This window comes from Rudaeicoccus suwonensis, from assembly GCF_007829035.1.
Classification (GTDB): domain Bacteria; phylum Actinomycetota; class Actinomycetes; order Actinomycetales; family Dermatophilaceae; genus Rudaeicoccus; species Rudaeicoccus suwonensis.
Genome location: NZ_VIVQ01000001.1, coordinates 2,096,301 through 2,109,004 on the forward strand (window position 1 = coordinate 2,096,301; position 12,704 = coordinate 2,109,004).

Consider the following 12,704-nt stretch of genomic DNA (forward strand, 5'->3'; position numbering starts at 1 on the left):
CTTGGGTCAGGACGCGTCGTCACCGTCTCATCGACCGCATGAGTAGCCGCCTTGCTCGTTGGCAACTCACTCCCCCTGTGGCGGGGGTCGGACCGGTGTCGGACGCGAGGATCCATTCTGCCAGAGACGTGCCCGGCCGGGGAAATCGAGCGACGTGCTCAGGCGCTGCGACGTCGCGGCTTGATCAGGATCAACGCGCCTGGCTCGTCGCTGGGCCCGAGCACCTTGAATCCGGCCTTGCGGTACATCCGCAGATTCGCCTCGCTGTCGACACCTGCGATGAGGCTGTATGACGCAGCCGCCGGTGGCGCGACCTGCTGGATGTGGCCCAGCAGCCATCGACCGAGGCCGCGACCATGCAGATCGGGTGCCACCATCAACCGGCCGATCCGCCAGTCGGTGGCATCGCCGCTGCTGGTGGCACTTGGAGGCGCCTGCAACATCCCCCGCACCGAGCCGACCAGCCTGCCGTGCAGGCGCGCCGTGTATGTCGTCCAGTCCCCCAGCGACGCGGTCAACGACGCCACGGTCTCGTGCTGGGCCGGTATGTCGAGCGTCTGATTGGCGATGCCCTCCTTCAGCCAGCAGGCATGGGTGAGGGTCAGCAACTCGCCGATGTCGGCCGGGGTGGCCACGCCGACCACCAGGTCCTCCGGGGCACCGGCCAATTCCGGCGGCAGCAGGTCCGGCCGCCGGGCGGCGGTGCGGTCCAGGCGCTGCTGATGACGCCATTGCGCGATCCGCCCGTGGTCCCCCGAGAGCAGCACATCAGGCACCGAAAATCCTTGCCATTGCTCAGGTTTGGTGTAGATCGGGTACTCCAGCAGGCCGTCCTCGTGCGACTCCTCGAAGAGCGACGCCGCGTTGCCGATGACGCCGGGCACCAGACGGGCCACCGCCTCGATGATGGCCAAAGCGGCCACCTCGCCACCGTTGAGGACGTAGTCGCCGAGCGAGATCACCCGCACGTCATACGTGCTCTGCGCATAGTCGTAGACACGCTCGTCGATGCCCTCGTACCGCCCGCACGCGAACACCAGCCAGTCGGCAGCCGCGAGCTGGCGCGCGAGCGACTGGTCGAGGCGTGCCCCACCGGGCCCAGGAACGATCAGGATCGGCCGTGAATCCTCTTGATCCGCAACATGATCGAGCGCCTCGCCCCACGGCTCCGGCTTCATCACCATGCCGGCCCCACCGCCGTACGGCGTGTCGTCGACGGTGCGGTGTCGGTCGTGGGTGAAGGTGCGCAGGTCATGCACGTGCAGGTCGAGCAGACCACTGCGGCGAGCCTTGCCGATCAACGAAAGATCAAGCGGCGCAAGGTATTCCGGAAAGATCGAGATGACGTCGACGCGCATGTCACTCCCCCGCGAGGTCCAGCAGACCCGGCGGCGGGTCGACCACGACACGGCCCGCCTCGACGTCGACCTCGGGCACCAGCTGCTCGACGAACGGCACGAAAGCCGTGCGGCCGTCGGTCAACCGCACCTCGAGCAGATCCTGGGCCGGTCGGTCGAGCAGGTCGGTGACCTCGCCCAACAGACGACCGTCACGGTGCTCGACGCGCAGGCCGATCAGGTCATCGGCATACCACGCGTCGTCCTCGTCGACATCGTCCGCGCCCGCGAGCAATTGCACGCCCCGCAGCGACTCCGCCGCCGTGCGGTCGGCGAAGCCCTCGAAGCTGAGCAGGTGGATTCCGTTGTGCACGCGGTGGGTTCGCAGCACGAGCGGGCCGACATCCGCGGGCTGGGTCGTCAGTGATGCGCCGACGACGAAGCGCTCCTGCGGCATGTCGGTGTGCAGGCGCACCGTCACCTCGCCCTTGAGCCCGTGCGGTTTGCCCAACCGCGCCACCACCACGTCATTCGCCGCCATGCGGTCACCATCCATGCCCGAATGCTCTCAGGAGATCCACTGCCCGCCGCGCATCACCCGGGTGACTCGCAGCTGTGCATCCAGCACGACCAGATCCGCCCTGGCACCCGGGGCGATGGCGCCGACGCCGTCGAGGCCGACAGCCGCTGCCGGATTGCGCGCGGCAGCGGCGACAGCCTGCTCCAGCGGAATGCCGTCCTTGACCGCGCGACGCACGGCGCGGTCCATCGTCAGTGTGCTGCCCGCCAGTGAGCCTGAGTCGAGCCGGGCGGCACCGTCGCTGACCGTGACCTGCTGGCCACCGAGCTCGTAGCTGCCGTCACCGACCCCTGTGGCGTCGATGGCGTCGGTCACCAACACAAGCCGGTCGGCACCGCGTGCCAGCACCTCGCGCAGCACAGCAGGATGCACGTGGATCCCGTCGTTGATGACCTCGCAGCGGGCGCCGGCATCCAGGCTCGCCAGCACCGGGCCGGGTTCACGGTGGTGCACCGGCCGCATGCCGTTGAACAGGTGGGTCGCCACGGTCGCGCCGCGCACGTATGCCGCTTCCGCCTCCGTGTAGGTCGCGTCGGTGTGCCCGACGGCGACGACGACACCGGCCGCGACGGCCTGCTCCACCAACGGCAGTGCCCCGGGCAGCTCCGGAGCGATGGTGATCATCCGCAGGTGGCCGCGCGCTGCGTCATACATCCGCGAAAACGCATCAGTGTCAGGAAGTTTCAGGTGTGCTGGGTTTTGTGCACCGCATCGCACGTGCGACAGGAACGGCCCTTCGAGATGTGCCCCGGCGACCAGGCCGGCCTCCGCCAGGTCGGCCGCCCAGCCCAGCTGTCGGCACAACTGCTCGACGGGCGCGGTCACCAGCGAGACGAGCCCGCTGGTGGTGCCGTGCGCCCGGTGGAAATCGACAGCAGCCCGCATCGAATCCGGTGAGGCGGCCATGTCGTGGCCACCGCCGCCGTGCACGTGGATGTCGATGAAACCCGGCACGACAACCGACCCCGGCGGCAGCACCTCGACGTCCGGCCCGTGGCCCTGGACGTCGTCGAGAGCGGTGACCGACCCGATCAGGTCGCCGTCGATCCGCACCTGCGCCGGCCTTGCCCCCTCCGCGGCCAGCACGCGCTCACCGACAAGCGTCGTGTGGCTCATCGGGCTCCTTCGCGGCGGTAGGTCTCTGGCGGGGCAGACATCGACGGGGTGCGTCCGGAAGCTACTGCTCCCGGGCACACCCCGTCGAGATCACCGCTGTTCAGCGGTCGGTGTCGACGATGTCGACACGGACGTTCTTGCCACCGGCAAGCGCACCGATAACGGTCCGCAGCGCCGAGGCGGTGCGGCCGGACCGGCCGATCACCCGACCGAGATCGTCCGGGTGCACACGCACTTCGAGCATCTCGCCGCGGCGGCCGCTCTTGTGCCGCACCACGACGTCGCCGTCGTGGTCGACGATGCCCTTGACGAGGTGCTCGAGAGCTTCCTCAAGCACCTGGCTCAGCCCTCAGCAGCGGCGTCGGCGGCGTCGCTCTCGACGGCCGGCTCCTCAGCCTTGGCCTCGGCCTTCTTACGGGCCGTGGTGGCGCCGCCCTTGGAGGTGTCGTCGGCGGCGTTCTGAGCGGCAGCGAGCGCGGCTTCGTACAGCGCCTTCTTGTCCGCCTTGGGGGCCTTGACCTTCAGGGTGCCTTCGGCGCCCTCTTCACCCTTGAACTTCTGCCAGTCACCGGTGACCTTCAGCAGCGCGGCGACCTGCTCGGTCGGCTGCGCGCCGACACCGAGCCAGTACTGCGCACGCTCGGAGTCGATCTGGATCAGGCTGGGCTCTTCCTTCGGGTGGTACTTGCCGATCTCTTCGATCGCACGGCCATCGCGCTTGGTGCGTGAGTCCATCACGACGACGCGGTACTGGGGGGTGCGAATCTTGCCGAGACGCTTCAAACGAATCTTGACGGCCACTGGTGTGGTCACTCCTGTTTCTCGATGGTGCGAACACGGCAAGACCGGGTGGGGAACACACGGGGAACCGGGTTGCGGGGGGTAGGCGCACGCGTCTGCGGGTGAGAGGGCCTGCAGGCCGTGCGGGTACGCCCGCCATTGTGCCATGCCGGATCCGGCTGCACCCAATCGTCAGGTGGTGGGGTCGCTGACCTGTCCGAGGAACAGCGGCGCATGGGTCGTCGTGTCATGGATCGCGTAGAAGTACGCCCGATCGACGACCACCGAGTCGAGCACCTGCGGCACCGCCCCGGCCGTCATCCCGACCGCGGTCGACGCCGCAGCCTGGGTGCCGTACTCGTCGACCTTCACCACCGACTGCTGTATGACGCTGCCCACCGTGATCTCGCCCGGTGCCCCGGCGATGCCGGACAGATCCGGACCGTCGAACAGCTGGGTGACTCCGAGGTCGCGCAGCGCACTCACCAGGCTGCTGTTCGTGGTCATCGTGAACGACGGCATCGACAGGTGCACCAGCCCGGTCTCGCGTGGCGTCGTGCCCGAGATCCTCGCCGCCGTCGCAACGGGCAGCACGCTCGCCAGCTGCGCACGCACCGCGGCGAAGCAACCCGGGTCCGGCAGGACGATCGTCATGGCGACGCCGCTGCCGACATACGGCACGGTGACACTGACCCAGCCCGACCCGTGCGCCGCGCCGAACGACGAGGTCGCCGTCATCTGCGACGCCTTCACGGTGCCGCCGGATGCTGTCGTGAAGTCCGTGGGCGCGGCCGCCTTGGTGAACGGTATGGTCCACGACGCGTTGAGGTAGAGCGCGTTGACGATCTCCAGCTGGGTGGCCGGGCTGACCGAACCGTTGCTCAGCAAGGTGGGGATGAGGTCGTGGGTGCGTTCGGCGACCCACGCGTTGATCTTGCCGACCGCCGCCGTCGGATCCTGCCGGTAGTCGACGACGTGCACCCCGGCGGCGTAGCCGACAGCCAACTGGCGCAGATACGCGACGTTGATGTGCAGGCTCGCGTCGGGCCACAACGAGTTGGCCGCCTGGATCACCATCGGTGCACCACCGGCGCCGGTGGAGGTCGCGTTCCCGGCGTTGATCGCAGCGGCGATCGCGGTGTCGACCGCCGTGACGTTGGCCGCCTGGCGCTGCTGTCCTCCACCCATGGCGGCCGCCAGTTGCTGGGCCGTCGTGCCTTTTGCGCCGGCATCGGTCATCGCCAGCGCGGCGTATGCCGAGTAGGGGCTGATCGAGCCGTTGCCGGTCGGCGGGATCGAGGAGTCGGCGAGGAACAACCGCACGCCGAATTCGGTGAGATCGGCTCCGGCAGTGGATGCCGGGCCTGGCGACATCCGAGAGGCCTTCACCGCGAGCACCCCGTCCGCACCGACGCGCGGCGATGCGGACGCTGCGTCGCTGGTGCTGGACGACGTGGCCGACCGCCCGGACCCACACGCGGTCAGCGCCATACCGAGCATTCCCGCCCCCGCGAGCCCCAGTGCTTCTCGACGTCTCATCTTCCTGCATCTCCCGGTGTCTCGCTGCGTGGTGTGTCTCTCACCTGTCAGACGCCCGGCCCAGGGGCGAGGTTGCACGACCGCGCGCGACTATCCCCCACCAGTTTGCAGCTGCTCCGCGAGGTATGCCGCAGCGCTCGTGCCGCCACAGCGTGACGGCGGCGCGGCGTCACATGGCGGGCAACCTTCAGACCGGTTCCGGCGCAGGTGCGTGTCGCTCGAGGAATCGGTAGACCTCGGTGTCGTCGACACCCGGGAAGACACCCGGCGGCATCGCGGCCAGCAGATGGGAGTGCACCCGCGCCGACGGCCACGCCTGGCCGGTCCACCGCTGAGCCAGTCCGGTCGGCGGCTGCACGCAGCAACTGGGGTCAGGGCAGCGCGACACGGAACGCTCGGTGGTTTCGCGCCCGCGCATCCACTTCACGTGCTGGTAGGGCACGCCGACGTTGACCGCGAAAAGACCGTCGTGGGTGCGGTCGACCACCGCAGTGCACCAGTAGGTGCCGGATCTGGTGTCGGTGTAGGCCTGGAAGGCCTGGGACAGATCGGGCTGCTCGAACACGCGACGTGCTGTCCAGGACCGGCACACCCGTTGACCCTCGATGGCGCCGAGCGGGTCGACGGGGAACTGCACGCCGTCGTTCTCGTACGCCTTGTAGATCACGCCGTCCTGCGAGATGCGCATGAAGTGCACCGGCAGTCCGAGGTGCCTCGTGGCCAGGTTGGTGAAGCGGTGCGCGGCCGTCTCGTAGGACACCGCGTAGGCGTCACGCAGATCCTCGATGGCGATGTCCTTCTCGCGCATCGCCCGGCGCAGGAAGTCGACCGTCTCACCCTCGGGCATCAGCAGGGCCGCGGCGAAGTAGTTGATCTCGACGCGCTGCGACAGGAACTCCGCGTAGTCAGCCGGCACGCGGTGGCCGAGCACCAGGTGACCGACGGCGTGCAACGCCAAGGAGCGCGAATCATGTTGTCCTGCCTCGGGTTGCGGCAGATAGATGCGCTTGTTGTGCAGGTCGGTCACGGTGCGCGTCGAGCCCGGCAGATCGGAGGTGTGCACCAGTTTGTAGCCGAGGTGACCGGCGAGACGGTCGACCGCGGCGCGGCTGATCGGACCGCCCGGGTGGTGGATCGCGGCCAGCAACTGTCCGGCCTCGGTCTCGATGTCGCCGAAGTAGTTGTCGGCGGCGCGCATCCGCTCACGCAGCTGCGCGTTGGCCCGCCGCGCATGCTCCGGTGTGGCAGCCCGGTCGGCCTGCGCCGAGGCCATCGCCTCGTGCATGCCGACGAGTGCCTCGAGAGCTTCCGTCGGCAGGCGCGGGCCGATCTTGACCTTCGGCAGACCCAACGTCTCGTATGACGGTTGACGTTGGGCGCGCTCCAGTCGTATCTCCAGCGATGCACGTCGCGTCGGCGCAGCAGTGGTCAGCAGGTCCTGCAACGGCACGCCGAGTGCGCCTGCGAGCGCGGTCAGCACGGACAACCGTGGCTCCCGTTTGCCGTTCTCGATCAGCGACAGTGCGGACGCGGACAATCCGATCGCGTCAGCGACGTCACCGAGGGTGCGGCCGCTCTCCTGACGCACATGACGCAACCTGCGGCCGATCGTCAGCGCGTCGGGTGCCGCGCCCGGTGGGGGTGTGGTGGCGGAGTCGTCGGGTTCGGTGGACGTGAGCCGGCCCGGGTTCGCCTCGGCAGTCGTCATGCGGTCAGGATCACGCTTTTTGACACGGGTGGTCGTGGCCTTGCCCGGCGAAACTCGACTCATACCGACACGCTATCGCAAAAACGCACGAATTTGACGCGGGAAAGTACTCGAAGTTGGCGATCGTATCCCCCAGAGTTGCTGGCAACCGACATACCGCCGAAAGGACTTCGAGGCGCCATGACCACCACACCGAACACCCCGAGCACGGCCGAGCAGGAGACTGCGCTGCAGAACGACTGGCACAGCAACCCCCGCTGGGCCGGCGTCAAGCGCGACTACACCGCCGGTGACGTGATCAAGCTGCGTGGCTCGGTCCAGGAGGAGTTCACCCTCGCCCGCCGCGGCGCAGAGCAACTGTGGGACAAGCTGCACAGCGAGCCGTTCGTGAACGCGCTCGGCGCGCTGACCGGCAACCAGGCGGTGCAGCAGGTCAAAGCGGGCCTCAAGGCGATCTACCTGTCCGGTTGGCAGGTCGCCGGTGACGCGAACCTGTCCGGCCACACCTACCCCGACCAGTCGTTGTACCCCGCGAACTCGGTGCCTTCGGTCGTCCGCCGGATCAACAACGCGCTGATGCGGGCCGACCAGATCGAATTCTCCGAGGGCATCAAGACCGTCGAGGAATGGGTCGTGCCGATCGTCGCCGACGCCGAGGCCGGCTTTGGCGGCCCGCTCAACGCATACGAGTTGATGAAGGCCATGATCGCCGCCGGGGCCTCCGGGGTGCACTGGGAGGACCAGTTGGCGTCGGAGAAGAAGTGCGGCCACCTCGGCGGCAAGGTGCTCATCCCGACGCAGCAGCACGTCCGAACGCTCAACGCGGCGCGCCTGGCTGCCGACGTCGCGGGTGTCCCCTCGGTCGTCATCGCCCGCACCGACGCCGAGGCAGCCACACTGCTGACGACCGATGTCGACGAGCGCGACCAGGAGTTCCTGACCGGCGAGCGCACCGGTGAGGGTTTCTACAAGGTGCGCAACGGCATCGAGCCGTGCATCGCCCGCGCCAAGGCGTATGCCGACTACGCGGACCTGATCTGGATGGAGACCGGCACCCCGGACCTCGAACTGGCACGCACATTCGCCGAGGCCGTCAAGGCCGACCACCCGGACCAGATGCTGGCGTACAACTGCAGCCCGTCGTTCAACTGGAAGAAGCACCTGGACGACGACACCATCGCCAAGTTCCAGCGCGAACTGGGTGCGATGGGCTTCAAGTTCCAGTTCATCACCCTGGCCGGCTTCCACGCCCTCAACTACTCCATGTTCGACCTGGCGCACGGCTACGCCCGTGAGCAGATGAAGGCCTACGTGGAGTTGCAGGAGAAGGAGTTCGCCTCCGAGGCCCGCGGCTACACCGCCACCAAGCACCAGCGCGAAGTCGGCACCGGCTACTTCGACCTGATCTCGACGGCGCTGAACCCCGACAGCTCCACCACAGCGCTGAAGGACAGCACCGAAACCGCTCAGTTCCACTGAGCCCGGCTCGCGTCGAACTGCTGAACTCGGACACGACGCGACCGCACACGACCCGGGATCGCTCGGTCACCTGGCTCCGGCCGAGCGATCCCGGGTTCCCCTATTCGTCACAAAGCAACGGCACCAGGCACGTTCGTCATTTCCGGAGAGGACACCCACCATGTGTGACACGCACGGCACACCCCAGGTGCGCGGCACGATGCACGCGCGCTTCGATGAGATCGTCACCCCGGACGCCCTCGCCTTCGTCGCTGCGCTCGACGGAGCGTTCGCCGGGCGCCGGGCCGAGCTTCTGGCCGCCCGCCGCGAGCGGTCCAAGGAGATCAGCGCCGGGGCCGACCTCGACTTCCTGCCGCAGACCGCCTCGATCCGTGCCGACCCCAGCTGGAAGGTCGCGGCGCCGGGCCCGGGCCTGGCCGACCGCCGCTGCGAACTCGTGGCTCCCGCAACACCCAAGATGGCGGTGCACGCGCTCAACTCCGGTGCGAAGGTCTGGCTCGCCGACCTCGAGGATGCCACCGCGCCCTCGTGGGCGAACATCATCGGTGGCCAGATCACGCTGTATGACGCGATCCGCGGCACCTTGAGCTACGACTCCGCCGACGGCACGACGATGACGGTCGGCGAACAGACCCCGACGATCGTGATGCGGCCGCGCGGCTGGCATCTGTGCGAGAAGCATGTCTCGATCGACGGCCGGCCCATCTCGGCGTCCTTGTTCGACTTCGGCATCTACTTCTTCCACAACGCTGCCCAGCTGATCGCGGGCGGCGCCGGGCCGTACTTCTACCTGCCGAAGATCGAGTCCCACCACGAGGCGCGGTTGTGGAACGACGTCTTCGTTCTCGCGCAGCAACTGCTCGGCATTCCGCAGGGCACCATCCGCGCCACCGTGCTCATCGAGACGCTGCCGGCTGCCTTCGAGATGGACGAGATCCTCTACGAACTCCGCACGCACTGCTCAGGATTGGCCGACGGCCGCTGGGACTACATCTTCAGTTACGTGCGCACCTTCGCGCACCGCGGCGAGGAATTCGTGCTGCCCGACCGCGACAAGATCACGATGGCGACGCCCTTCATCCAGGCCTACGACAAGCTCATCGTGGCGACCTGCCACAAGCGCTGGGCGCACGCGATCGGCGGACCGGCCGCGGTCAACCCGACCCGGCAGGACGAGGAGTCGCGCCACCGTGCCCTGGCACAGGTGCGTGCCGAAAAGGAGCGTGAGGCGGCAGAGGGCTTCGACGGGTCGTGGGTGGCGCACCCGGCCGTCGTCGAGACCTGCCTGGCGGCATATGTCAGTGTGCTGGGCAACCGCATCGACCAGCGCAGCCTGCGGATGGCGGTCGACGTGAACGCCGCCGACCTGGTGTCGCTGGGCAACCGGCAGACCATCACCTTGCACGGTGTGCGCACCAACGTGTCGGTGGCGTTGCAGTATCTCGCCGCATGGGTCGACGGGCGCGGTGCCGTGGCGATCGACAACCTGATGGAAGACGCTGCGACTGTTGAGATTTCGCGGGCTCAGTTGTGGCAGTGGTTGTTCCACGAGTCGCAGCTGGCCGAGGGTCCGCGGGTGACGCGTGAACTGCTCGAGCGGATCATCGACGAAGAACTCACCCGCCTCACCCGAGGCCTCGACGCGGCTGGCATCGCGCGCTTCGAGGCCGCCCGCGACGTGCTGACGTATGTCGCGCTGAGCGAGTACCTGCCCGGGTTCTTCACCAACTATGCGTACGTGCGGTATCTCACCGACAGCCCGTTGCGTATGACGCCGACCAGTCGCGAGGACTTGCGCCAGTCCGAACACGTCGGTGGTCCGACGACCAACGAGTCGGCTGCCTGAGCGCGACCCGCGCACGGATGCGCCATACCTGACGATGCCGCACTTCTCCGGGAGTGCGGCATCGTCATGACCCCCTCTCGACGGGTGTGACAGGGTTCCCCCATGAACCCGCGCATGCCCAGTGAGACCGCCCCGCAGACACGAGTGTGGATGGCGTTCCCGCCCGGTGGCTACACCCTGGGTGAGACCGAGGCGGATGCCGACGAGGCGCGCACCACGTGGAGCGCGGTCGCCCACGCCGTGCTGGAGTTCGAGCCGGTCACGATGGTCGTCGACCCCGCCGACGAGCAGGTCGCCCGCCGCTACCTCTCCGGTGACGTGGAGATCATCCATGCGCCACTGGATGACGCCTGGATGCGTGACATCGGGCCGACGTTCGTACACACCGATGATGGCGAACTCGGCGCCGTCGACTGGGTTTTCAACGGCTGGGGGCAACAGGACTGGGCCACCTGGGACAACGACCAGCGCATCGGCCGTTTCGTGGCCGAGCAGGCGGGAGCGACCCGCATCGACTCCCCCATCACCAACGAAGGCGGCGGGATCCACGTCGACGGCCTCGGCACCGTCTTGGTCACCGACACCGTGCAGTTGGACCCGATGCGCAACCCCGGAGCCACCCGTGCCGACATCGAAGCCGAGCTGGCACGCACCATCGGCGCCACTCACGCCGTCTGGCTGCCGCGCGGCCTCAGCCGCGACTCGCAGCGCTACGGCACACGCGGTCACGTCGACATCGTCGCGACGATTCCATCCCCCGGGGTGCTGCTCGTGCACGACCAGCGAGACCCGGCGCACCCAGACCACGCGGTGATGCAGGAGGTCGTCGCGGCGCTGGAGGACACCACCGACGCCGACGGACGGCTGTGGGATATCCGGCGGATGCCGGCGCCTCAGGTGCTCACCGACGACGAGGGTCCGGTCGACTACAGCTACCTCAACCACCTGGTCGTCAACGACGGGGTCATCGCCTGCTCGTTCAACGACCCGCACGACGACGAGGCAGTCGCGCTCTTGCGCGAGTGTTATCCGGGCCGTCGCGTCGTGACGGTGGACGCGCGGCCGATCTTCGCCCGCGGTGGCGGGGTGCACTGCATCACCCAGCACCAACCGGCATGACGTCTCGGCATCTGCCGAAAACCCTTATGCGCAGTGAAATTGGGGGCTGTCACGTGTGAGCGGCGCGCACGCGCAAGCCGGCCGCGACGATCTCGCGGTCGGTGACGTCGCGCGTGGCGTCGACGCGGATCAGGTCACCTAGGGGCAGCGGCTGCCACAGCCCCAGCCGGCGCCATACGCTCTCGTCCCACATCTGACCGTCGGCCGACTCGTGCCGCCGGCGCGCGTCGGCCACCGGCAGGTCGCACCACACCTGCGGCACCCTGGTCGGGTCGAATCCCGCTGCCCTGAAACCGTGGTGCACGGCGACCTCGTCGCCTGCCGGCACATGCGCCTCGACGACGCCTCCGGTCGCTGAACCCGCCAACAACTGCCACAGCGCGGCGCCGGTGCCCGTTGCGAGAGTTGCGCCGGGGTCGGTGAGTTCGTGGGTCGTGGTTGCGGTGAACCCGGCGGCGATCGCCGCGGCCATCGCCGATCGCGAGAAGACCGGCACCGACAACTCGCTGGCCAGGCGCGCCGCTGTGTCGCCGGACCCACTGCCCGGTAACCCGTTGACCAGCACCGTCATACGCAATGGACGATGCGCCGCGTATGCCGCTGCGGGCCACTCCTCGCGCGTCACCGCATGCGCGTCGTGGTCACGCCAGGCGACGCCGTCGCGGCCTTGCAGCCACAGCATGTCGCGCACGTGTCCTTCGCGCCGAAAACCCAAGGATCGCAGCATTCCCGAGGATGCCGCATTGCCCGGGCGCACGTTGGCCTCGATGCGGTGCAGGCCCATGCCGTGCGGTGCTTCGGCGAAGCAGAGCCCGACAATCAGACGCAATCCCTCGGCGAACAGACCACGCCCGGCATACGGATCGTAGGCGTCGTAACCGATGACGCCGTTCTGAAACCGACCGCGAACGACGTTGGTGACATTGACTTTTCCGACAATACCGTGGCTGCCGGCGGGATCCTTGGCGTGGACCAGGAAGGTCCGGTGATCCAGACTCTGCCGGGACAGGTGCCACTGCAGGTCGTCGGGGTTGACCGGATTCCATTCGCCGATGCGCGCGCGGGACGCCGTCACCGCCAGGCGATAGGCCGGTATGTCGGCGGCGTCCACGGTGGCCACCCACACCCGCTCACCCGTCGCGGTCAGTGGCTCCACCGGTCCAGTCACCATCGCATCCTTGCACCGACCCGGGACCGGCG

General features: G+C 68.3%; 11 protein-coding genes. 3 read left to right on the plus strand and 8 right to left on the minus strand.

Annotated elements, in window-relative coordinates; translation table 11 throughout:
- Positions 1-158 precede the first annotated feature (158 nt).
- The 7 genes from trmD to BKA23_RS09690 form a co-directional block, all read right to left on the minus strand.
- Positions 159-1,358, minus strand: a complete 1,200-nt coding sequence (trmD, locus tag BKA23_RS09660; protein WP_145227543.1) for a tRNA (guanosine(37)-N1)-methyltransferase TrmD — start codon at positions 1,356-1,358, stop codon at positions 159-161.
- A 1-nt stretch (position 1,359) separates the two neighbouring features.
- The gene (rimM, locus tag BKA23_RS09665) at positions 1,360-1,893 is read right to left on the minus strand and encodes a ribosome maturation factor RimM (protein ID WP_246104551.1); all 534 of its coding nucleotides are present in this window, start codon (positions 1,891-1,893) and stop codon (positions 1,360-1,362) included.
- 12 nt (positions 1,894-1,905) lie between these two features.
- The gene (gene nagA, locus BKA23_RS09670) at positions 1,906-3,033 is read right to left on the minus strand and encodes an N-acetylglucosamine-6-phosphate deacetylase (RefSeq protein ID WP_145227544.1); all 1,128 of its coding nucleotides are present in this window, start codon (positions 3,031-3,033) and stop codon (positions 1,906-1,908) included.
- 100 nt (positions 3,034-3,133) lie between these two features.
- The gene (locus BKA23_RS09675; RefSeq protein WP_145227545.1) at positions 3,134-3,370 is read right to left on the minus strand and encodes an RNA-binding protein; all 237 of its coding nucleotides are present in this window, start codon (positions 3,368-3,370) and stop codon (positions 3,134-3,136) included.
- Between the two features lie 5 nt (positions 3,371-3,375).
- On the minus strand, positions 3,376-3,834 hold the full coding sequence (gene rpsP, locus BKA23_RS09680) for a 30S ribosomal protein S16 (RefSeq protein ID WP_145227546.1): 459 nt from the start codon (positions 3,832-3,834) through the stop codon (positions 3,376-3,378).
- A gap of 171 nt (positions 3,835-4,005) precedes the next feature.
- Positions 4,006-5,352: a serpin family protein gene (locus BKA23_RS09685; RefSeq protein WP_145227547.1), complete on the minus strand. Its 1,347-nt coding sequence runs from the start codon at positions 5,350-5,352 to the stop codon at positions 4,006-4,008.
- 187 nt (positions 5,353-5,539) lie between these two features.
- Positions 5,540-7,123: a helix-turn-helix transcriptional regulator gene (locus tag BKA23_RS09690; protein ID WP_246104552.1), complete on the minus strand. Its 1,584-nt coding sequence runs from the start codon at positions 7,121-7,123 to the stop codon at positions 5,540-5,542.
- Positions 7,124-7,240: 117 nt separating this feature from the next.
- Here BKA23_RS09690 and aceA point away from each other — a divergent pair, with 117 nt between their 5' ends.
- The 3 genes from aceA (at position 7,241) to BKA23_RS09705 (ending at position 11,504) form a co-directional block, all read left to right on the plus strand.
- Positions 7,241-8,539, plus strand: coding sequence for an isocitrate lyase (aceA, locus tag BKA23_RS09695; RefSeq protein WP_145227548.1), 1,299 nt, complete (start codon positions 7,241-7,243; stop codon positions 8,537-8,539).
- Positions 8,540-8,699: 160 nt separating this feature from the next.
- A complete protein-coding gene (gene aceB, locus BKA23_RS09700; protein WP_145227549.1) occupies positions 8,700-10,385 on the plus strand; it encodes a malate synthase A in 1,686 nt (561 codons plus the stop codon).
- A gap of 102 nt (positions 10,386-10,487) precedes the next feature.
- Positions 10,488-11,504 (plus strand): agmatine deiminase family protein, encoded by a 1,017-nt coding sequence (locus tag BKA23_RS09705; protein WP_145227550.1) that lies wholly within the window; start codon positions 10,488-10,490, stop codon positions 11,502-11,504.
- Positions 11,505-11,553: 49 nt separating this feature from the next.
- Here BKA23_RS09705 and BKA23_RS09710 read toward each other — a convergent pair whose 3' ends face one another.
- Positions 11,554-12,672, minus strand: a complete 1,119-nt coding sequence (locus BKA23_RS09710) for a GNAT family N-acetyltransferase (protein WP_246104553.1) — start codon at positions 12,670-12,672, stop codon at positions 11,554-11,556.
- Positions 12,673-12,704: the final 32 nt, after the last annotated feature.

Bases quoted from the DNA above. Each gene is read 5' to 3' on its own strand.
- rimM (WP_246104551.1), bottom strand. From the start codon at position 1,893: ATGGATGGTGACCGCATGGCGGCGAATGACGTGGTGGTGGCGCGGTTG.
- BKA23_RS09705 (WP_145227550.1), top strand. From the start codon at position 10,488: ATGAACCCGCGCATGCCCAGTGAGACCGCCCCGCAGACACGAGTGTGG.
- BKA23_RS09690 (WP_246104552.1), bottom strand. From the start codon at position 7,123: ATGAGTCGAGTTTCGCCGGGCAAGGCCACGACCACCCGTGTCAAAAAG.
- aceB (WP_145227549.1), top strand. From the start codon at position 8,700: ATGTGTGACACGCACGGCACACCCCAGGTGCGCGGCACGATGCACGCG.
- nagA (WP_145227544.1), bottom strand. From the start codon at position 3,033: ATGAGCCACACGACGCTTGTCGGTGAGCGCGTGCTGGCCGCGGAGGGG.
- trmD (WP_145227543.1), bottom strand. From the start codon at position 1,358: ATGCGCGTCGACGTCATCTCGATCTTTCCGGAATACCTTGCGCCGCTT.
- BKA23_RS09685 (WP_145227547.1), bottom strand. From the start codon at position 5,352: ATGAGACGTCGAGAAGCACTGGGGCTCGCGGGGGCGGGAATGCTCGGT.
- aceA (WP_145227548.1), top strand. From the start codon at position 7,241: ATGACCACCACACCGAACACCCCGAGCACGGCCGAGCAGGAGACTGCG.